Source organism: Clostridium sp. LS (assembly GCF_002760435.1).
Lineage (GTDB): Bacteria > Bacillota > Clostridia > Clostridiales > Clostridiaceae > Clostridium.
This window is the reverse complement of record NZ_AUUU01000046.1, coordinates 118917-139752: the sequence shown is the minus strand read 5'-3', so window position 1 is coordinate 139752 and position 20836 is coordinate 118917. Positions and strand designations below refer to the sequence as shown.

Genomic DNA, 20836 nt, shown 5'->3' with positions numbered 1-20836 from the left:
ATCATTATCTAGCATGGAGTTTTTAGTTAAATTAACTACACTTAGGTGTACTTGGTTTCGGCAAGCTGCCACCTAAGAAAGTGTACTTTAAGGAGGAAATTTATTAATGAATAAAATTTCAGATGATATCTTATTTAAAGTTGAAAAACCAAGTAGATATACTGGTGGAGAATTAAATGAGATTGTTAAGAATCCAAAGGAAGTTGACATAAGATTTGCATTCTGTTTTCCAGACGTTTATGAGGTGGGAATGTCTCATTTAGGAAGCAGAATACTTTATCATACTATAAATCAAAGAAGCGATACATATTGCGAAAGATCATTTGCACCATGGCCAGACATGGAAGAGCAGCTTAGAAAAAATAATATTTCATTGTTTACATTAGAGACAAAGGATTCTCTAAAAGAGTTTGATATTTTAGGCTTCACTCTTCAATATGAAATGAGTTACACAAATATTTTAAATATGCTGGATATGGCAGGCATCACTATAAGAGCATCAGAAAGAGGCGAAGATGAACCTATAGTAATGTCTGGAGGTCCTTGTGCATATAATCCAGAACCGTTATACGACATTGTTGATTTCTTTGAAATTGGTGAAGGCGAAGAAATGATGAACGATGTTTTAGATGTTTATAAAAAGTATAAGGGCAATAAGAAGGAATTCTTAAGAGAAATATCTAAAATTCAAGGTATATACGTACCTTCATTATATGACGTTGTTTATAATGAAGATAATACAATTAAAGAATTTAAACCAAAGTATGATGATGTACCTAAGACTGTAAGAAAGAGAATAATAAATGATTATACTAAAGTAGATTTTCCAACAAGTATAATAGTTCCATATTCAGAAATTGTTCATGACAGAATTGTTTTAGAATTATTTAGAGGATGTACAAATGGTTGTAGATTTTGCCAAGCTGGGATGATTTATAGACCGATTAGAGAAAAAACTAGAGAGGATTTAAAAAATCTAGCTAGAGAATTAGTTAAAAATACAGGCTATGAGGAAATCTCTCTTTCATCATTAAGTACTTGTGATTATTCGGATATTAAAGGACTAATAGAAGATTTAATGGAAGAGCATCAGGAGAATAGAGTTGGAGTGGCTCTTCCATCAATTAGAGTAGATGCTTTTTCGGTTGACTTACTTAAGGATATTCAAAAAGTAAGAAAAACAGGCTTAACTTTTGCTCCGGAAGCAGGATCGCAAAGGATGAGGGATATAATAAATAAGGGGTTAACTGAAGAAAGAATCCTTGAAGCTGCAACTAGTGCTTTTGAAGCAGGCTGGAAGACTCTTAAGCTTTATTTTATGATTGGTCTTCCTTATGAAGAATTAGAAGACTGCAAAGGAATTGGAAGTCTTGCAGAAAAAATTGTATATAGATATAAGCAAGTGCCTAATAAGGTGAATAATAATAAAGGCTTAAGACTCACAGTAAGTACATCAATACTTGTACCTAAGCCATTCACACCATTCCAATGGGCACCAATGGCGAGATTTGAAGACGTCACTGAAAAAATTAAAGCTGTTAAATCTTCAATTAAATCTAAATGTATAGTTTATAATTATCATGAACAAAAAACCTCTGTAATGGAATCTGTATTTGCAAGAGGGGATAGAAGATTATGTGATGTATTAATTAAAGCTTTTGAAAAAGGTGCTAGATTTGACGGATGGGATCAACACTTCAAGTTTGATATATGGATGGAAGCGATGAAAGAATGTAATTTAACTGTAGACTTCTATGCTTATAGGGAAAGAGCTTATGATGAAGTATTACCATGGGATTTCATTGATATCGGAGTAAATAGAAAATATTTAGAAATAGAAAATGAAAAAGCTAAAAATGCGGAGTTAACACAAAACTGTAGAGAAGGATGTACAGGATGTGGATTTAATGTAAACTTTAAGAATGGGGAGTGTTTTGAAATTGCGTTACCTAACTAAATTTACTAAAGAGGAAAATATTAAGTTTATATCTCATTTAGATGTTCTTAAAACTATTCAAAAAAATATTAGAAGAGCAGAACTTCCTATAGAATATTCTCAAGGTTTTAATCCACATATGAATACATCAATAGCTCAGCCTCTATCAGTTGGAGTATATTCAAGTGGTGAATATATGGATATGGTGTTAACAACTGAAATGGATGAAAAGGAAATTGTGGATAAATTAAATAAAACTGCACCAAGCGGGATAAAATATATAAGTGCACTTGCAATTCCTTATACTATAGGTGAAAAGAAAGTGCCACAAGCTATGGCGCTGATTGATGCAGCAAGATATACTATAAAAATTAAGTATTCTGATGCTTCAAATTTAGAAGAGGAAGTCAATAAACTTTTAGAAATTAGTGAATGGAAAACAATAAAGAAAAGTAAAAAAGGTGAAAGAGAAATCAATATAAGACCTTTAGTTAAGGAATTTAGTTTTTGGATTAAGGATGAATTTTTAATTCTTAACGTAGTAATTAGCACAGGAAGTAGAGAGCATTTAAGCGCAGATTTACTAGTCAGCTATATTCAAGAAAAAACTTCAAATGCACTTTTGGATTCATTTGTTAATATAAAAAGAGAAGAAATGTACTTTTACAAGAACAATAAACTTGTTCCATTATATAAATGTATATAAATTTTATTAAGTATAAATATTGAGTAAGATAATTTAATATATAAAGCATAATTCACAGTAATTAGGCACAATTATGAGTTTTGATTCGTAATTTTGTATAATTAACTGTGAATTGTGCATTGACTAGGATGTGTTATAAAATGAAAGAGATTTTTATTGAGAGAAGAGAAAAGATTTTAAGAATAGCTGTTAAATCAAATAAAGAATTGATAGAAAGTATTGTAGAAGAAAATAAAGATGAGCCGATAATTGGAGAGATTTATAAAGGAAGAATTAAAAATATACTTCCAGCGATAAATTCTATATTTGTGGATTTAGGGTTAGATAAAGAAGGTTATATGTATTATAGCGATGAATTAAAGGCTAAGGGAGTTAAGAAAGGTGATGACATACTTGTAGAGGTTATAAAGGAGCCTCTTAATGATAAGGGAGCTAAATTAAGTGCTAAAGTATCAATTCCCGGGAAATATGTTGTATTAAATTGCTATGAAGAGGGAATACAATTCTCAAAAAGAATAGAAGATAAAGAAAAGAAAAATCAAATTTTAATTAATATTGAACCCTTAAAAGATGTAGGCATAACTGTGAGAACAGAAGGTGCTAGTGTAGATATAGATGTTCTCAAGAAGGAAATTGCTAAGCTTTATAATGTGTTTCAAGATATAGAGAGAAAAATGAAACATTCCTTAGGTTTAAAGAAGCTATATGGAGAAGATTTAACTTTATCAAAACTTTTAATGAATTCTTTTGGTAAAGAGGCTGTAAAAATTTACGTTGATAATGAGATAGATTATGAAAAAATACTTAATTTTATTAAAGATCAAGAAAATTTTAAGGTGGAAAAATATGAAGGCTATAGGAAACTCTTTGATTTCTATGAAATAGAAAAAGAATTACTAAAATTACGGCATAATAAAGTCAATTTGCCTTGTGGCGGATATATAATAATTGACAGAACAGAAGCTATGTATGTCATTGATGTTAATAGTGGGAAGAATATTAAAGAAAGAAGTTTTAACAAGACAATTTTAGAGACTAACTTGGAAGCGGCGAAAGAAATTGGAAAACAAATTAGACTGAGAAATTTAAGTGGAATTATAGTTATAGACTTCATAGACATGAGAGATAAAACTCAGAAGGATATTGTAATGGATGCGCTTAAGGAAAGTTTAAAACAAGATAAGGGTAATATGAAAATATTCCCATTTACTCAACTGGATTTAGTTCAGATTGCAAGAAAGAGACAAGGAAAAAGTATATATGAGTATATGGAAGAAGAATGTACTTTATGTAAGGGACGCGGAATAATTTTAAAGTTATCTTACATTGAAGGACTTATAAAGAACGAGATAATAAGAATGCAGGAAGAAAACTCAATAAATTGCTTTCATATTGAAGTAGATAGTGTTTATAAAGACAAAATTAAAGATAATATCTTTGATTTTATAAAAGAAATAGATGCATTAGATAAAGAAATATATTTAAATTATGTGGATAATATTGAAGGCTATAAAATTGAGCCGTTAATATTTCAAGCGCAGAAGGATAATTTGAAAGATTATAAAGTAACAGTTATAGAGAAATGCTAAAATGATTAATAATTAAATTTTTCATTTTTTCTTTACATGAGAGAAAAAATGTGGTAAACTGGCTTTTGTAGACCGCGCACGTAAGGTTTTAATATAAAACAAAGTTAAATCTTTGTACCAAAAGTGGCGAGACCGTTATGAGGAGGTGTTTTAATGTACGCAGTATTAGCAACAGGAGGAAAACAATACAGGGTTCAAGAAGGAGACGTAATATACGTTGAAAAACTTAACGCTGATGTTGACTCAACAGTAGAATTAAACGAAGTTTTAGCTGTAGGAACTGACGCAGGTATCAAAGTTGGTGCACCAGTAGTTGAAGGAGCTAAAGTTGTAGCTAAGGTTGCAGCACAAGGTAAGGCAAAGAAAGTTGTAGTTTTCAAATATAAGTCTAAAAAGGACTATAGAAGAAAGAATGGACACAGACAACCTTACACTAAGCTAGTAATCGAAAAAATCGAAGCTTAATATTATGATTAAAGTAAAAATTAATCAACACAAAGGTAATATTGTTAGTTTTATAATAGATAACCACGCATTGCCAGCTGATCGTGATTTTCGTAATGATGTCGCATTAGTAGGTGAAACATTTGACATGGTTTGTAACTCTGTCTCGGTGCTTTCTCAAAGCGTGCTTATTGGTTTGGATGAGGTGTTAAAGCTCAATTCAACATATGAAATTGGTGATGGATACTTAAAACTAGATCTTGTAGATTTTAATCTAGAAGAATTAGAACAAGCGCAAGTTTTATTAAAAACTTTTGAAAAAAGCTTGGAAAGTGTAATTTTAAGTTTAGATGAAACGTTTGGAATTAAAAGACGTAAAGAATATATAACTTTAATAAAAGAGGAGGTGTAGTCACATGCTAATTATGAACCTTCAATTATTCGCTCACAAAAAGGGAGTTGGTAGTTCTAAGAATGGTAGAGACTCTGAAGCAAAGAGATTAGGAGTTAAATCTGCTGATGGAGAATTTGTTCTTGCTGGAAACATTCTTGTAAGACAAAGAGGAACTAAAATTCATCCAGGTGAAAATGTTGGAAGAGGTAAGGACGATACTTTATTTGCTAAAGTTGATGGAGTTGTTAAATTCGAAAGACTTGGTAGAGATAAGAAGAAAGCAAGTGTTTACCCAGTAGACGTTGAAGCAATAGCTGAATAATTATTTTAGAGAAAAGCACTCTTAGTTAAGAGTGCTTTTTTTAAGCACATGAAAGAAAATAGCAAGTGAAGGATTATATGGTTTGCTTTTCCTCATAGTGAACCGAATATCTAATAGGGTAGATATATGCTAATGCAATAAAATGAGCTAGTATTACTCAATTGTTATTTTTCAATGTGGCCTGCTATGTTATAATAAAATGAGATTTTTTGGGAAAGAATAGATTATATTGTAGTAAGGCAAACTTTAATTAGAACAGTTATATTTAATAAAATAAAAAATACGTAAAGAAAGGTGATTATATGTTTGTAGATAAAGCCAAGGTCTTTGTTAAGTCTGGAAAAGGCGGCGATGGTGCTATTTCATTTAGAAGAGAAAAATACGTACCACTCGGCGGACCAGATGGTGGTGATGGAGGTAAAGGTGGAAGTATCATTTTCCAAGTAGAAACAGGTATAACCACATTATTAGATTTTAAATATAAAAAGAAATTTATTGCTGAACCAGGTGAAAATGGCGGTGGTTCTAAATGCTATGGTAAAGATGGAGAAGATCTTTACATAAAAGTACCTATGGGAACTATTATAAGAGAAGCAGAATCCAATAAGATAATTGCAGACCTTTCTCATAAAGGTCAGGAATTAGTCTTACTAAAAGGTGGTAAAGGCGGAAAGGGTAATGTTAAGTTTGCGACGGCAACAAAACAAGCACCTCATTATGCTGAACCAGGAATGCCTGGCGATGAACTAAACATAATTTTAGAGTTAAAATTACTTGCTGATGTTGGATTATTAGGATTCCCTAATGTAGGAAAATCAACATTGCTATCTATGACAACAAAGGCAAAACCAAAGATAGCAAATTATCATTTTACTACTTTAAAGCCAAACTTAGGAGTTGTTGCAGTTGAAGGAATTGAGCCTTTTGTAATGGCAGACATTCCAGGAATAATCGAAGGTGCAGCAGAAGGTGTTGGTCTTGGAATACAATTCTTAAGACATATTGAAAGAACTAGACTTTTAATTCATATAGTAGATATCTCGGGCATTGAAGGAAGAGATCCTTTTGAAGATTTCGTTAAAATTAATGAAGAATTAAAGAAATATTCCGTTAAGCTTTGGGATAGACCTCAAATTGTAGTCGCTAATAAAACTGATATACTTTATGATGAAGAGATATTTGAGAATTTTAAGAAGAAAGTTCAAGAAATGGGCTTTGATAAAGTATTTAAAATGTCAGCAGCTACAAATGAAGGTGTTGATGCTGTAATGAAAGAAGCAGCAAGAATGCTTAAAGAAATTCCAGTTAAGGAATTAGAAATTGCAGAAGATGAAATGTATATACCGGAAGAAAAGAGATTTACTTACGATATTCATGTTGAAAATAATGCAGAAGAAGGATATGATGTTTACATAGTTGAAGGTACATTTGTAGATAGATTACTAAGTGCTGTTAACGTAAATGATGCAGATTCATTAAGATATTTCCATAAAGTTCTTAGAAATAAAGGTATTTTTGATGAACTTAGAGAAATGGGCATTAAAGATGGCGACATGGTAAGATTAAATGACTTTGAATTTGAATACGTACTTTAATCAGTTTACAGTTCACAGTTGCCAATTTACAGCTAAGGAAGAAAAGCTACAGGCTTTTCAAAAATATAAATTAAAAAATCCCATAGGGATTTTATCCTTAACTGTTAACTGCAAATTGTTAACTGTAAACTGAAAAAATCCCCCGGGGATAATTTTAATACAAGAATTTAGGAGGAAGAAAAAATGATAACAGGAAAACAAAGAGCTTATTTAAGAGGTTTAGCTAATAGCTTAACACCAATATTTCAAATAGGTAAAAACGGTGTTGAAGAAAATTTTTTAATTCAAGTTTCACAGGCTTTAGAGGCTAGAGAATTAATTAAGATCAAAGTATTAGAAAATAGCGGATTAGATAGCAGAGAAACTTCAGATATGATTTGTAAAGCGATTAAGTGTGAAGGAATTCAAGCAATCGGTAATAAGATAGTTTTATATAAGCAGTCAAGTAATATAAAAAAGAGAAAAATTGAATTACCAACTAAATAAATTCTATAGAATAAAGAAAGGCTTCATTTTGATAGCCTTCTTTTTTTACAAATTTAAGATATTAAAAATAATATTTAAGTATACTTCATGATATAATAAGAAAGGAATTTTTAATCCAAGTTAGTTTACTTTTGGAGGAAAGCTTATGAAACGATATGGTATAATAGGTGGGACTTTTGATCCTATACATTATGCACATTTATATATAGCTTATGAAGCTAAGGAACAGTTAGATTTGGATGAAGTAGTTTTTATGCCTGCAGGCACTCAGCCGCTTAAGGCTGATAGTATGATTACCGACCCTAAATTGAGATATGATATGGTTAAAGCGGCAATCGAGCCTTTTAGTGAATTTTCAATTTCAGATTATGAAATTGAAAAAGGAGGTCTTAGCTTTACTTATGAAACATTGGAATATTTTAAAGAAAATATTCATGATGAAGAAAAAGAACTTTTTTTTATAACGGGAGCAGACTGTTTATTTAACATGGAAAAATGGAGAGAAGTTCAAAGAATTTTTTCTTTAGCTACACTTGTGGTTTTTTCGAGAGGCGGTATTAGCAAAACAGAAATGTTAGAGAGAAAACAAATAATAGAAAAGAAGTATAATGGGAAAATAATAATCTTAGATTTAAAACGACTAGAAATATCTTCAACTGAAATAAGAGAATTAGTAAAACATAATAAGAGAATAGATTTTTTTGTTCCCCAAAAAGTTGTAGATATTATTTATGAAAAAGGATTATATTCTGATAAAGATGAGGACTAAAAGCAATAAATACTTTGATATTAAATATTAGGAGGAAATGATTTTGTTATCTATAGAAGAAATAAAGTTATATCTTAAAGAAAATATTGTAGAGAAGAGATATGAGCATATCTTGGGAGTTGCAGAAACTGCCAAAAAATTAGCTAAATTAAATGGTATTTCTAAAGAAAAAGCTGAAATTGCAGCCCTTGCTCACGATGTCGCTAAAAATTTAAAAAAAGATAGAATGAAAGAAATAATGGGGAAAAATAACATTGTTCTTTCAGAAGTAGAAGAAAAGAATCCAAATCTTTGGCATGGTATTATTGCTCCCATAGAGGCTAAAGATAAACTTGGAATCGAGGATGAAGAAATTTTAGATGCTATAAGATGGCATACAACAGGAAAAGAAAATATGTCAATATTAACTAAGATTATTTATATTGCAGATATGATAGAACCAAGTAGAGATTTTCAAGGAGTTGAAGAAATAAGAAAGCTTACTTTTGAAAATTTAGACCTGGGAGTATATTATGGATTAACTCGCAGTATAGAGTTTTTACTAACTAAAAATTTATTAATCGATGAGAATACTATGAAGGCGAGAAATTATTTCTTGTTTGATTCTAAATTTAAAATTTAATTTTTAACAACAAATTAATTGGGTGTATAAATAATAATTAAATTCTGCACATAAAAGGGGTGAATGCATGGGGAGAAGACTGAGTAATAAGAAAAAACAAAAGGGGATCTTAAGAATTTTTAGAAAAAATAATGATTCCACAACAAGACCTGAAAAAATAGTTTTGGGGATAATTGCTCTTATAATAACTTTTATAATAGTTTCAATGGTATCAGGCGTTTCTGCATTAATGAAGATAGGAAGTAAGTCCATGCCAAGCAGTACAGATGTATCTTCAAATGGCCCCGTAAATATTTTATTACTTGGTATGGATATAGGAGATCCAAAACAGGTAGATAACCAGTCAATTAAAAGAACAGACACAATAATGGTATTAAATTATAATCCTCAAACTAAAAATGTGCGCCTTGTATCAATTCCAAGAGATACATTAATAAATATTAATGGTAAAAATGCTAAAATAAATGCAGCCTATGCTGTTGGTAGTTATCCTAAAATAAAATCAGAGGTTGAAAAACTATTAAGCGTAAATATAAATTATATAGTTAAAATTGATTATAATGCCTTTCGAGAAATTATTGACGCTATTGGAGGCATTGATATGAAAATTGAAAGAAATATGATTTACGATGATGATGCTCAAAATCTTCATATTAACTTTAAAGCTGGAGAAACTGTGCACTTAGATGGAAAGAAAGCTGAAGAATTTTTTAGATGGAGAAAAAATAATGATGGAAGTGGATTGGCTAACGGAGATTTAGATAGAATAGAGAATCAGCAAAAATTCATTTCAAAGGTTGTTGATAAGTGTACGAGCCCTCTTATATTATTTAGAGTATCTAAAATTATGTCAGCTTTAGGTGATAATGTTGAAACAAATATGTCGCCATCCCAAATTTTAAGTTATGGGCTAAAGTTTATGAATATAAAAAAGGAAAATATGACAATGGCAACTATAGCTGGAACACCAAAAACAATAGACGGAGAGTCATATTTAATATTTGATAGAAGTGCAAATAAGAGTTTGTTATCATCACTTGTTTCTTCTGTACCTTCTAAAAATTCAACAGGAAATGTATCAAAAGATAATATTAGAATAAAAATATTAAATGCTACTAAGATTAATGGTTTAGCAGCTAAAGAAGAAAAAGAATTAAATAATCTAGGGTACACAAAAATTGATACAGGGAATACTGAGCTTAGTGATAAAAGTGTTATTCTATCTAATGATAACAGCAAGCTAGAGACAGTTATGCAGGATTTGAATATTAAAAATACTGATAGTAAGGATAATAAAACAGAATATAATGATTACGATGTGATCATAATTTTAGGTAAAGATTTTTCAAAGTTTGGGGAATAATCTGTGGATTAATTTAGATATTATAGGAAAAATTGTGGATAAAAATTTGTTCTGAATTGAATTTCGTGAGGAGAAGAGTAGTTAAATGAGCATTTTAGAAAAACAGGTAATGGATATAGAGAAGGGAACTAAAATAAGAGAATACTTGAAAAATGAACTTGGGCTATCAACGCGCTTAATAAGGAGCGCATCTCTTGGCAAAAGAATATTTGTCAATGGAGAGGTAGTAAAGATGAATAGAGTATTAAATTGTGGAGAAATTATTAAAATTGATTTAGCGAAGGATGAAAGCCAAGATATAGCTCCAGAAAAGATGGATATAGATATAGTTTATGAAGATGAAGATATTTTAGTAGTTAACAAAAAGCCTTTTATGGTGGTTCATCCGACTAAAAGCTATCAAAGTGGAACCCTAGCAAATGGGGTAATCAATTACTTTATGGAGAGCAATCAAAACTGCATAGTTAGATTAGTTTCAAGACTGGACATGAATACATCAGGTCTTATTATAATTGCTAAAAACCAATTTTCGCACGGAATGTTATCAAAAGAAATGAGTGAAAATAAGGTTGGAAAAAAATATTTAGCAATAGTTCACGGAATTATGAAAGAAAAGCAGGGAACCATTGACTTGCCAATATATAAACCTGAAGGAATTGAAAATGGTACTAGAAGAGTAATTGATGAAAGAGGTCAAAGAAGTATAACCCATTTTAAAGTTGTTGAAGAATTTAGTGATTCAAGTTTAGTGGAATGTAAATTAGAAACTGGAAGGACTCATCAAATTAGAGTACATTTAAGTCATCTGGGTCATCCAATTTATGGAGACACTTTATATGGCTATGGAGAGGAAGAAGAAAATTTAATCAAAAGACAGGCACTTCATGCCTATGGTTTAGATTTTAAATCTCCAAGAAGTGGAGAAATGCTTTCTTTAAGGGCAGAACTTCCAGAAGATATGAAAGAGTTAGTTAATAAGTTAAAATAAGTAATAATTTATTAAATTGTAAAGAAATTTAAGGTCACATTGTTCAAATGAATAATGTGATTTTTTTATAGAGGACAGAAAGAATACACATAGCACTATTATTATGTAGGAGGAAGGGGGAAATAAATTGTGTTATAAGATTCTATTAGTAGAAGATGAAAAGAGGATGCAGGAGGTTATAAAAGATTACTTTCAAATAAAAGAATGTGAGGTGGTTTGTGCAAATGATGGAATTGAAGCTTTGGAAGTAATGGAAAATGAAAGCTTTGATTTAGTCTTGTTAGATATTATGATGCCTAAACTTGATGGTTTTTCTGTGTGTGAAAGAATTCGTAGAGAGAAAGTGGAATGTTCTTTAAATAGCAGCGATATACCTATAATTTTTATTACAGCAAAAAGTGATGAGGAGGATAACCTTTATGGGTATAAATTAGGGGCAGATGATTATATTACTAAGCCATTTTCATTGAAAGTATTGTATGCTAAATGTATTTCTTTGATTAAAAGAGCAAAAGGAATAATAGCAGAGGACAAGCTTTATGCAGATGAGATTTGTGTAGAATGCAAAACGCATAAAGTCTATGTAGATAATGAAGAAATTTCTATTCCTAAGATGGAGTATGATTTACTTTATTATTTTATTGTAAATAAAAACAGGATTATAGAAAGAGAACAGCTATTAATTAAGTTTTGGGGATATGATTTTGATGGGAATGACAGGGTGCTTGATACTCATATTAAAAAGCTTAGAAAAGCTTTAGGAGAAAGTGCTTATCATTTACACACGATTATTAAAGTTGGATATAAATTTGAGGTGAAAAATGATGAAAGGGAAAACAACACTTAAGAATATATTTTTAAGAACAGCATGCACATTTTTTATATTTTATTTTATTGTTATAATTGTATTTACGGAGATATATTATAAAATTAAAGTAGATGAAAATACTACTCAGTTTAATTATATGCAAAGCGTTTTGCAAGATAGAATATTTACTACAATATCTTACATTGAAGATGAGAGATTATCGGAAGGACGAGAAAGTTTTTCAGACAATAATTTAAAATTGAATGCAGATTTGAATGATTTATCAGAATTAAGCGGTACAATTTCTTATTTTACATCAAGCTTTAGTAAGGAAATGTTTTCGAAAACTTATTTATACGATGAAAATTGCAAAAAGATAATTGATTCAAAAAATTTGTTGTGGATTCAAACGGAAGAAGCTGCAAAATCAGAAAAAGATTATGCGTCTGCAGAGAGATGTATCGATTTAGACAAATATTTTTCAGAAGATGAAGAAATGGAGTTAATTAAATTATCAAAAAATAATAATTCTCAAGCATATTTTATTAAATGTCAAGGGTATATTAGTGGAAATGAAATAATACCAGAAGTAATAGATATTTATAAAAATACAGTAGATGAGCCGATAAGTGTAGATGAAGGTATTAAAAGTGCTGAAAAAATTAAAACATATAATTTTAATGTTCAAGGAGTAGATGGGTTAAAAAAAATAGATATAGCTGATTATTTTAATCCTAATTGGGAGATTCATTATGATAGTGAAATTTATAGCTTTAATACTTTAAATAAGAAAGTATTTCAAAGGTATAATAGTATTAAAGAATATAAGAAAGAGGAATTAAAAAGTTTAATTGATAAGCGTGGATATACACATACGAATAATAACATAAGTAAAACATTGGGAAAAGTTTCTTATGATTATATCTATACATTAACTATCAGTGACCATAAATATTATATGGTTTTAGAAGCCAATTATTATCCATGGGATGATATATTTCTAAAATGTATACCGTTATATATAATTTCATTTATTATATTACTTGCTATGACAATAATTTTGTCAAAAGGCTTATATAAAACATATGCAACGCAAGAGGAGTTAGAGAAAAACAGGAGAGAACTTACAAGCGCTATAGCTCATGAATTAAAAACTCCTCTTGGTATTATTAGAACATATGGAGAAGGTCTTAAAGAAAAAATAGCAGAAGATAAAAGAGATAAATATTTGGAGGTAATAATAGATGAAACTTATAGGATGGATAAAATGGTGTTAGAAATGTTAGACTTATCTAAACTTGAAGCTAAAGCTTATGAACTTAAAAAAGAAGAATTTTGTTTAAATGATCTTGTAGAAGAAATTATAAAGAAGAATGAGAAGTTATTTAATGATAAAAATATTAATGTTAACTATAATAGTGATAAAAAGTATAATATTAATGCTGATTATGTTCGTATTGAACAAGTAATAAATAACTTAATATCTAATGCTATATACCATACAGATGAAAATAAAACTATAAATATATCAGCAGAAAATCAAACTATCAGCATTGAAAATGAAGGTGAAAATATTCCCAAGGATAAATTGAATTTAATATGGGAAACTTTCTATAGAGGCGATGATTCAAGAGCTAGAAGTGAAAGAAGGACGGGAATTGGACTTGCAATAGTTAAGAATATTTTGCAGCTTCATAATATGGAATTTGGTGTTGAGAATACTACACTTGGAGTTAAGTTTTGGTTTAAGCTTTAAATAGGATTTTCATATTTTTAACTGAATAATTTAATTTGTGTATATGACTGTGTAAATAAGTTATGAGCTAAATTAAGCGTGTGAAAGAAAATATGTAAATCAGCTTTCTATGATAAATAAAAGTATAGGAAGCTGTTTGTAGAAAAAGTTTCACACGCTTTATTAATAAACATAATTTTAAAGGTAAAAGTTCAAAAAATTAATTACTTATTACGTTTCTTCTTCTTTGGTTTTGATACTGGCAATTCCTCATAAGTTTGTCTAATAAACTCACTTAATAAATCTCTTTCTTCTAAAGAATCGATAATAAAATAAGGTTTTGCACCGGGATATGGTGGACCTTCTTCTATTGAATTTAATAAAGTCTCACCTGCTGTGGTTTTCTTTACAAAAAATTGATTATCACAGACTAATCCAATAATTTTAGCATTGCAGTAAATACCATAATCACCAAACATTTTTTTATACGTAATATCACCAGCATCGCTTATTTGATCACATACATATTCTACAAATTCCAATGTTGAAGCCATAAATTCTCCTTTATATTAAACACCATTTTTTACATTGTTCTATACGCTTGCCGTTATCGCCCTGCTCTTTATCATATGCAAATTTATTTAATAACTCGCAGGGAAAATCATTGCAAGTACCACAATGTTCATGCTTTTTACTTTCACAACAGGATTTCACTGGGCAGCTTTCTCCCCAAAAGGGTTTTTGAATATTTACACATCCTGTACAATTCATCTGTTCCCTATATTCACATTTACTACATAAAATACCACACCTTGATTCAATCATTCTAGCTTCCTCCATTCTCATTTTTTACTAGTATACTATAGGTAACAGGACAACAGTTTGTCATGTTCATTTATATTTATTGAAAATATTTAAGGCGTGCTTTTTTATTTCAGAGCGTATCTCTTTTGGCTTAATTATTTCAGCTGTATCTCCAAATCCTAAAATCCAGTTTATTAGGTTTTCCTTACTTGTAAACCGAGCTTTAAATAAAAGTTTACCATTATCTATGCATGTAAAACTATCTATTCCATATTCTTCAATTAAACGATACTTTACACTTTCATCAAAGATAGCAACAAGTTTTATTTCTTCTGAAAAATAATCATCAAAATCCATTCGGTCTTCTGGCAACTCTCTACATTCAAAGGTCTGCTGAGTGCAATATAAATTCCATAAACGATTTAATTTAAACAGCCTAAAATCCTTTTTATCTAAGCAATATCCGAAAACATACCAAGATGACCATTTGAATACCAGCAAATAGGGTTCAATTAACCTATCAGTTTCACCTTTTGCGTAATAATAGCGAAAGGAAATTGTTATCTGTTTGTTGATAGCCGTTTTTATAATATCTACTTTGGGTACTAGGCTATTTTTATAATGAGAGGAAAGATCTATCAGAATATTGTTTGTAATAGAAAAGACTGAATTCTTCTTAGCAGATAGCTTATCTATAAGGCGGTCAGTATATGAAATTTGTGATACACTATCAAGGCTTTTTAGTCCAATAAATATAGATTGCAATTCCTCTGAAGTGAATATTGTTTTATCAATTTTATATCCTTCTGCAATGGAGATACCGCCGTCATATCCCTGCATAGTAACAATAGGTATTCCGGCTTTACAAATATCCTCAATATCACGATTAATAGTTCTTCTTGATACTTGGAATTTTTCCGCAAGAAAGGGCGCTGTAACTTTATCATTTTGAAGTAATATTGTAATTATACCAATTAATCTATCAATTTTTATTGTAAACACCCCTTTGAAATTAAGTTATATACTACTTTGAATAAGTTTCCATAAAATCTCTTGATAATTTTAGGAATTCTTTGAGTGCTGGAGATATCCATTTATCCTTATGATAAAGCACTTGAGATATTATTCCGAAATCAGGGCCTACCCAGTTTAAAGGAATGAGTTTTCCACTAGAAATTTCATCTTCTACAGCAACTTTTGGAAGCAATGTTATTCCAAGTCCGCTCATTGTAAATTGTTTTATAGCTTGAACACTTCCGGTTTCTAAAGCTATATTTGGCTTTACATTACAGCTATTTAAGATGTTTTCCAAAGCAGCTCTATAGCTGCAGCCCATCTCAGTCAAAATCAACGGCTCCATTTCAATATCTTTTGGAAACACTTCTTTCTTATTTATAAGTGGATGACCAGGATAAGCTAAAAGTAACATTGGCTCTGGAACTTCTACTTCCGATATAAACTCCTCAGAATCTATTTTAATACCTAAGGAAAAAGCTACATCGATTATATTATCATTTAAAAAATACCTAAATTCAGCACAGCTTCCGAACTTTAGTGATACTTCTACTTCAGGATAAAGTTTTCTGTATTCCTTAAGAATTTCAGGAAGTCTTAAAACACATAGTGATTCGGCAGCACCAATAGTTAGGGTTCCGCTTGGGGATTCTGTGTTAAATACTGTATTTTTAATATCGTTTGATAATTTAAGCATCTGTTTTGCATATGGCAAAAGCTTCTTTCCTTCATGAGTCAGTGTAACGTTCTTACCTATTCTTTCAAAGAGTTTTACGCCAAGTTCACTTTCTAAAAGTTTAATTTGAGTCGTTATGCTAGATTGAGCATAACCTAAGGTATCGGCAGCCTTAGTAAAGCTTTGAAGTTTACTTATAGTTAAAAAAGCATTAAGCTGCTTAAAATCCATGAAATCATCTCCATCAAAAAAATTGATTATACTAATAGAAATTATCAATTTTACTAATATATATATAAATGATATCATATTTATAATAGATAGGCAAAATTAATTTTAAGAGGTGATTTTATTAATGAGTAATAAGTTGAGAGCAGGAATTATAGGGGCTACAGGTATGGTAGGTCAAAGATTTGCATGTCTTTTAGAAAATCATCCTTGGTTTGAAGTAACAGTATTAGCTGCAAGTAAGAATTCATCAGGAATGACATATGAAAAAGCGGTAGGTAATAGGTGGAAGATGACTACGCCATTACCTGAGAAATATAAGAATATGATAGTTAAGGATGCCTTTGAAGTAGAAGATATTTGTAATAAAGTTGATTTCGTCTTTTGCGCAATTTCTTTAGATAAAAAGCAAACTAAATTACTTGAAGAAGATTATGCTAAACATGAAACACCTGTTGTTTCAAATAATTCAGCAAATAGAAATGTAGAAGATGTACCAGTTTTGATTCCTGAAATAAATGGGTCTCATGGACAAATTATTGAAAGTCAAAAGAAGAGATTAGGTACAACAAGAGGCTTTATAGCAGTAAAACCAAATTGCTCGATTCAAAGCTACGTGCCTCCAATAAATGCACTTTTAGAATATGAGCCACAAACTATTCTTGCGTGCACTTATCAAGCAATTTCAGGGGCTGGAAAAACCTTCGACGAATGTCCTGAAATTCTTGATAATGTTATTCCATTTATTGATGGAGAGGAAGAAAAAAGCGAAAATGAGCCATTGAAAATATGGGGAAAAATAGAGGGTGGTAAAATCGTAAATGCTAATAACCCTGTTATTACAACTCAATGTATTAGAGTTCCTGTAACTAATGGACATTTAGCAGCGGTTTATGTAACTTTTAAGAAAAAACCTTCGATTGAGCAAATAATAAGCGCATGGGAAAATTTCAAGGCACCAGAAATTGTTTTGAATCTTCCAAGTGCGCCAAAGAAGTTTTTGAAGTATTTTACAGAAAATAATAGGCCTCAAACTAACTTAGATAGAGATTATGAAAATGGAATGGGAATATCTATGGGAAGATTAAGGGAAGATAAGGTATTTGATTATAAATTTGTATGCCTTTCTCACAACACTTTAAGGGGCGCAGCAGGCGGTGGTGTTTTATCTGCTGAGTATTTGAAAGCCTGCGGATATTTGACTGCAAAATAAAATTATCATATAAATAAGGAAGCCTAAATAGCTTCCTTTTACTTATATAATAAATTTACTTTTTTAGTTTACTCTTTAAAAATTTTCTTATGCCAAATGCTCCAGCTAAGACAACAATAGATGAACTAACAAAAATTGGTAAGTTGTTTTTTTGAGTTAAAGTCTTAATTGGTGATTCATAAAATCTAGAAACTCCTGCCTCTAAATCAACAGTTGTGTATTCTTTATTATTTACATAAATTGTTCCTGTTAAAATATTGTCACCTTTATTAAAAGACTGATTACTCAAATCTTTATCTTCTATCTTAACTTCAGAAGATACTGAGTTTTCCTGCCCTTTAGGAACTACATAATCTATATCCTTTGAACTAATTACAGGTATTGTGAGGTTATCATTTATTTTATATTCTGAAATCTGATCACCTTTTTTATAGAGATGTACTAGGGAATAGTTATCAAATCCATAATTGAAAACTGTTTGCATGTCCTTAAAATTTTGATCCTTATTAAGTGCGTTTAAAAAAGCAGCAACAAGAACATGACCATCTTTTTGTGCAGCAGCAACATAAGTTTGATTTGCTTTCAAAGTGTATCCATTTTTACCTGATATGGCATATGGATAATAATATTTAGAATTTTTATTAATCATATAGTTCTTATTATTTACTACAATTGTTTTGTCAGGATTATTCTTAAGAGTTATTGTATAGAGAGGAGTATTAGTTATACTCATGTAATCTTTATTTTTTATAGCTTCTCTTAAAAATAAAGCTAAATCATGCGCTGTTGTAGTATGCTCTGGATCTGGCAATCCACTTGGATTTTTGAAATTAGTATGTAAAGCTCCAAGCTCCTTTGCTTTTGCATTCATAAGCTTTGCAAATTCAGGTACGCTGCCAGAAATATGATCAGCTAAAGCATTCGCACAATCGTTTCCAGACTCTAGAAGAAGTCCAAAAAGTAAGTCTTTTACAGTTAACACATCACCTTTTAATAGTCCAATAGCAGTTCCATCTATTTTTGTAAAATCTTCCTGAACTGTAACTTCATCATCTAACTTACATTTCTCTAAAGTAATAATTGCTGTCATTACTTTAGTAGTTGATGCAGGTTCGAAAGATTTTTCTTCGTTTTTACCAAATAATACTTCTCCAGTAGAAGCATCAATTAAAACTGAGCCTTCAGCATTAATTTGTGGCTCTATAGTTTCTGCTTGAACATTAGCATAGGTAAAGGAAAATAAAAACAAAAATAATATGTTAAGTGTTCTTAAAAGTCGTCTCATAATATTCTCCAAATTATATTAAATTATTTTTAATTATACTCAAAATACATTGTACCAAAAAAAATTAATTAATGCTATATAAAGTTCATGGTAATTTCAATAATAGTCTAGCATTAAATTAATATGGCAATAATGGGATATATATACTATAATATTAAGCTATTTTTATGAGATAAATATAGAAAACTGATAGGAGAGAAAATATTGGTACAGGAGTTTTTGAAAGATAAGAAGAAGGTAGGAATTTTCGCCATACTGGCTATTATGTTAATTGCAGCTGGAGTTTTATATTTTAAATCTGGTTATAAAGAATTAAAGAAAAATGAAACAGAAAGCATTTTTGTAGATAACACAGGAGATACAGATAAGTCAGTTAATAAAAATGGTGATGCAGCAAAAAACAAGGATAGTACAGATAATAAGAAAACAAATATTGAGTTGAAAGATAAAAATATTGTGGTAGAAATTAAGGGTGAAGTGAAGAAACCAGATGTATATATATTAAATGAAGATTCAATAATAAAAGATCTTATAGAACAAGCAGGAGGATTAACTGAAAATGCAGATGTAAGCAACATAAACAGGGCTAAGAAGTTACAAAATCACGAATTGATTTATATTGCAAATAAGAATGAAAAGGCTGTAGAATCACAAAGTTCTGAACCTAATACAACTAATACTAATTTAAATAGTCAAAATAATATTAATAAAAAAGTAAATATAAATAGTGCAACACTAGAAGAATTAAAGACGTTAAATGGCATAGGTGATTCAAAGGCCGAAAGTATAATTGAATACAGGGAGAAAAATGGGAACTTTAAGTCAATTGAAGAAATAAAGAACGTAAATGGAATCGGAGAAAAAATGTTTGAAAAAATAAAAGAATATATAGAAACTTAATAGTTTATAAGTTGATTTCATAAAATGCAGCAAATGATAATAATTGCATGGAAGGTCAAAAAAATATATAATAGGAATGCATGTTGTTTTTTTATAGGAAAATTATATAAATAGATTAAATAATCCTAGAAATAAATAAAAAGTGTATAATTGACACATTGTTGTAATACAAAGGTGATAATATTATATTATTCATTTACCATGTAATAATTAGGCATGAAAATATTATCTATAGAAATAGGGGGGAGATTTGGTGTCTAAAAAAATACTAAGTCTATTAATGGGGCTCGTGGTTGTAACTTCATTAGTAGGCTGTAAAAGTGCAGCGGAGAATGCTGAAAAAAAGACTGAGACAAAGACTGTGGAAAGTACTGATTCCAGTGATCAAAATTTAGAAGGAAAATGGGCAAAAAATTATACTTTAGATCAAACACAGAAAGTATTTAAAGATAAATTATCAAAGATGGAGAATATAACCAAGGATTTAGGGGTAAAATATACAAAGGATGAAAAAATAAAAAAAGAAAAAGATGAGAATATAGATGACAATTTTATATACTTTGATAATAAGAGTCCGGAAGCGAATAAAATTGAAAGTATGTATTTTGGTATGAAGACATATGGAGATAATTTAGAAACTGGTGATATAAGCCTAGAATTAAGTTTAAACTTTGATGGAGACGCAGCCATAAAAGATAATAATTTTGATTTAGGCAAAACATCATTTAAAAAATACATAGAAGCATTTACTGACCAAGAAAACAGAGATTATTCAGATATAAATAAAGAAATAATTAGTAAATTAAAAAATGGAGATAAACAGGTCGATATAAAAGACACGGTAGATGGCTTAAAAGAAGAAATTATAGCCACTAAAGAGTGTATTATATATAAATTATCTACAAAGAAATACAAGTTCGCAGATGGTGAAATGAGTATGAAGTAGATTAAAGGGGGAA

22 protein-coding genes are annotated in these 20836 nt (G+C 29.9%); 17 read left to right on the top strand and 5 right to left on the bottom strand.

Going from position 1 to position 20836, the window contains the following annotated elements; all coding sequences use genetic code 11:
* Positions 1 to 106: 106 nt before the first annotated feature.
* The 14 genes from COL3_RS12355 to COL3_RS12290 all read left to right on the top strand — a co-directional run bounded on the left by COL3_RS12355 (position 107) and on the right by COL3_RS12290 (position 13778).
* Complete coding sequence (locus COL3_RS12355; protein WP_008423715.1) at positions 107 to 1957, top strand: TIGR03960 family B12-binding radical SAM protein; 1851 nt, start codon at positions 107 to 109, stop codon at positions 1955 to 1957.
* On the top strand, positions 1941 to 2642 hold the full coding sequence (locus COL3_RS12350; protein WP_008423717.1) for a TIGR03936 family radical SAM-associated protein: 702 nt from the start codon (positions 1941 to 1943) through the stop codon (positions 2640 to 2642). Before COL3_RS12355 ends, COL3_RS12350 begins: the two co-directional genes overlap by 17 nt.
* A gap of 140 nt (positions 2643 to 2782) precedes the next feature.
* A complete protein-coding gene (locus COL3_RS12345) occupies positions 2783 to 4231 on the top strand; it encodes an Rne/Rng family ribonuclease (protein WP_008423720.1) in 1449 nt (482 codons plus the stop codon).
* A 153-nt stretch (positions 4232 to 4384) separates the two neighbouring features.
* Complete coding sequence (gene rplU, locus COL3_RS12340; protein WP_008423722.1) at positions 4385 to 4696, top strand: 50S ribosomal protein L21; 312 nt, start codon at positions 4385 to 4387, stop codon at positions 4694 to 4696.
* 4 nt (positions 4697 to 4700) lie between these two features.
* The gene (locus COL3_RS12335) at positions 4701 to 5087 is read left to right on the top strand and encodes a ribosomal-processing cysteine protease Prp (RefSeq protein WP_008423724.1); all 387 of its coding nucleotides are present in this window, start codon (positions 4701 to 4703) and stop codon (positions 5085 to 5087) included.
* A 4-nt stretch (positions 5088 to 5091) separates the two neighbouring features.
* The gene (gene rpmA / locus COL3_RS12330) at positions 5092 to 5391 is read left to right on the top strand and encodes a 50S ribosomal protein L27 (RefSeq protein WP_008423727.1); all 300 of its coding nucleotides are present in this window, start codon (positions 5092 to 5094) and stop codon (positions 5389 to 5391) included.
* Positions 5392 to 5693: 302 nt separating this feature from the next.
* Positions 5694 to 6986, top strand: a complete 1293-nt coding sequence (obgE, locus tag COL3_RS12325; protein ID WP_008423729.1) for a GTPase ObgE — start codon at positions 5694 to 5696, stop codon at positions 6984 to 6986.
* Between the two features lie 183 nt (positions 6987 to 7169).
* Complete coding sequence (yhbY, locus tag COL3_RS12320; protein ID WP_008423731.1) at positions 7170 to 7472, top strand: ribosome assembly RNA-binding protein YhbY; 303 nt, start codon at positions 7170 to 7172, stop codon at positions 7470 to 7472.
* A 145-nt stretch (positions 7473 to 7617) separates the two neighbouring features.
* Positions 7618 to 8241 carry a nicotinate-nucleotide adenylyltransferase gene (gene nadD, locus COL3_RS12315; protein WP_008423734.1) on the top strand — a complete coding sequence of 208 codons (624 nt, stop codon included), beginning with the start codon at positions 7618 to 7620 and terminating at the stop codon, positions 8239 to 8241.
* 43 nt (positions 8242 to 8284) lie between these two features.
* On the top strand, positions 8285 to 8863 hold the full coding sequence (yqeK, locus tag COL3_RS12310) for a bis(5'-nucleosyl)-tetraphosphatase (symmetrical) YqeK (protein ID WP_008423735.1): 579 nt from the start codon (positions 8285 to 8287) through the stop codon (positions 8861 to 8863).
* A 67-nt stretch (positions 8864 to 8930) separates the two neighbouring features.
* The gene (locus COL3_RS12305; protein ID WP_008423737.1) at positions 8931 to 10226 is read left to right on the top strand and encodes an LCP family protein; all 1296 of its coding nucleotides are present in this window, start codon (positions 8931 to 8933) and stop codon (positions 10224 to 10226) included.
* An 85-nt stretch (positions 10227 to 10311) separates the two neighbouring features.
* A complete protein-coding gene (locus tag COL3_RS12300; RefSeq protein ID WP_008423740.1) occupies positions 10312 to 11214 on the top strand; it encodes an RluA family pseudouridine synthase in 903 nt (300 codons plus the stop codon).
* 127 nt (positions 11215 to 11341) lie between these two features.
* A complete protein-coding gene (locus COL3_RS12295; protein WP_008423742.1) occupies positions 11342 to 12061 on the top strand; it encodes a response regulator transcription factor in 720 nt (239 codons plus the stop codon).
* Complete coding sequence (locus COL3_RS12290) at positions 12036 to 13778, top strand: HAMP domain-containing sensor histidine kinase (RefSeq protein WP_008423744.1); 1743 nt, start codon at positions 12036 to 12038, stop codon at positions 13776 to 13778. The genes COL3_RS12295 and COL3_RS12290 overlap by 26 nt, the downstream gene beginning before the upstream one ends.
* A gap of 203 nt (positions 13779 to 13981) precedes the next feature.
* On the opposite strand, the gene COL3_RS12285 is transcribed toward COL3_RS12290, so the two are convergent.
* The 4 genes from COL3_RS12285 to COL3_RS12270 form a co-directional block, all read right to left on the bottom strand.
* A complete protein-coding gene (locus tag COL3_RS12285; RefSeq protein ID WP_008423746.1) occupies positions 13982 to 14311 on the bottom strand; it encodes a TfoX/Sxy family protein in 330 nt (109 codons plus the stop codon).
* 10 nt (positions 14312 to 14321) lie between these two features.
* Complete coding sequence (locus tag COL3_RS12280) at positions 14322 to 14582, bottom strand: DUF3795 domain-containing protein (RefSeq protein WP_008423747.1); 261 nt, start codon at positions 14580 to 14582, stop codon at positions 14322 to 14324.
* Positions 14583 to 14648: 66 nt separating this feature from the next.
* Entirely contained in the window at positions 14649 to 15554 is a 906-nt protein-coding gene (locus COL3_RS12275) for a YafY family protein (RefSeq protein ID WP_035283412.1), read from the bottom strand.
* Positions 15555 to 15585: 31 nt separating this feature from the next.
* Positions 15586 to 16482, bottom strand: coding sequence for a LysR family transcriptional regulator (locus COL3_RS12270; protein WP_008423751.1), 897 nt, complete (start codon positions 16480 to 16482; stop codon positions 15586 to 15588).
* 124 nt (positions 16483 to 16606) lie between these two features.
* On the opposite strand from COL3_RS12270, the gene asd reads away from it, so the two are divergent.
* Positions 16607 to 17692, top strand: a complete 1086-nt coding sequence (gene asd / locus COL3_RS12265) for an aspartate-semialdehyde dehydrogenase (RefSeq protein WP_008423754.1) — start codon at positions 16607 to 16609, stop codon at positions 17690 to 17692.
* A 55-nt stretch (positions 17693 to 17747) separates the two neighbouring features.
* Here the strand turns inward: asd and COL3_RS12260 are convergent, their stop codons facing one another.
* A complete protein-coding gene (locus COL3_RS12260; RefSeq protein WP_008423756.1) occupies positions 17748 to 18977 on the bottom strand; it encodes a D-alanyl-D-alanine carboxypeptidase family protein in 1230 nt (409 codons plus the stop codon).
* A gap of 204 nt (positions 18978 to 19181) precedes the next feature.
* Here COL3_RS12260 and COL3_RS12255 point away from each other — a divergent pair, with 204 nt between their 5' ends.
* Together COL3_RS12255 and COL3_RS12250 are read left to right on the top strand one after the other, a co-directional pair.
* A complete protein-coding gene (locus COL3_RS12255; RefSeq protein WP_008423758.1) occupies positions 19182 to 19877 on the top strand; it encodes a helix-hairpin-helix domain-containing protein in 696 nt (231 codons plus the stop codon).
* A 253-nt stretch (positions 19878 to 20130) separates the two neighbouring features.
* Positions 20131 to 20823 (top strand): hypothetical protein, encoded by a 693-nt coding sequence (locus COL3_RS12250; protein ID WP_008423761.1) that lies wholly within the window; start codon positions 20131 to 20133, stop codon positions 20821 to 20823.
* Positions 20824 to 20836 lie beyond the last annotated feature (13 nt).

What these genes read in the sequence shown, in the direction of transcription:
- COL3_RS12290 (WP_008423744.1), top strand. Translation starts at nt 12,036, where the DNA reads ATGATGAAAGGGAAAACAACACTTAAGAATATATTTTTAAGAACAGCA.
- COL3_RS12280 (WP_008423747.1), bottom strand. Translation starts at nt 14,582, where the DNA reads ATGATTGAATCAAGGTGTGGTATTTTATGTAGTAAATGTGAATATAGG.
- rpmA (WP_008423727.1), top strand. Translation starts at nt 5,092, where the DNA reads ATGCTAATTATGAACCTTCAATTATTCGCTCACAAAAAGGGAGTTGGT.
- COL3_RS12335 (WP_008423724.1), top strand. Translation starts at nt 4,701, where the DNA reads ATGATTAAAGTAAAAATTAATCAACACAAAGGTAATATTGTTAGTTTT.
- COL3_RS12285 (WP_008423746.1), bottom strand. Translation starts at nt 14,311, where the DNA reads ATGGCTTCAACATTGGAATTTGTAGAATATGTATGTGATCAAATAAGC.
- COL3_RS12305 (WP_008423737.1), top strand. Translation starts at nt 8,931, where the DNA reads ATGGGGAGAAGACTGAGTAATAAGAAAAAACAAAAGGGGATCTTAAGA.
- rplU (WP_008423722.1), top strand. Translation starts at nt 4,385, where the DNA reads ATGTACGCAGTATTAGCAACAGGAGGAAAACAATACAGGGTTCAAGAA.
- asd (WP_008423754.1), top strand. Translation starts at nt 16,607, where the DNA reads ATGAGTAATAAGTTGAGAGCAGGAATTATAGGGGCTACAGGTATGGTA.
- COL3_RS12270 (WP_008423751.1), bottom strand. Translation starts at nt 16,482, where the DNA reads ATGGATTTTAAGCAGCTTAATGCTTTTTTAACTATAAGTAAACTTCAA.
- COL3_RS12300 (WP_008423740.1), top strand. Translation starts at nt 10,312, where the DNA reads ATGAGCATTTTAGAAAAACAGGTAATGGATATAGAGAAGGGAACTAAA.
- obgE (WP_008423729.1), top strand. Translation starts at nt 5,694, where the DNA reads ATGTTTGTAGATAAAGCCAAGGTCTTTGTTAAGTCTGGAAAAGGCGGC.
- COL3_RS12345 (WP_008423720.1), top strand. Translation starts at nt 2,783, where the DNA reads ATGAAAGAGATTTTTATTGAGAGAAGAGAAAAGATTTTAAGAATAGCT.
- nadD (WP_008423734.1), top strand. Translation starts at nt 7,618, where the DNA reads ATGAAACGATATGGTATAATAGGTGGGACTTTTGATCCTATACATTAT.
- COL3_RS12355 (WP_008423715.1), top strand. Translation starts at nt 107, where the DNA reads ATGAATAAAATTTCAGATGATATCTTATTTAAAGTTGAAAAACCAAGT.
- yhbY (WP_008423731.1), top strand. Translation starts at nt 7,170, where the DNA reads ATGATAACAGGAAAACAAAGAGCTTATTTAAGAGGTTTAGCTAATAGC.
- COL3_RS12260 (WP_008423756.1), bottom strand. Translation starts at nt 18,977, where the DNA reads ATGAGACGACTTTTAAGAACACTTAACATATTATTTTTGTTTTTATTT.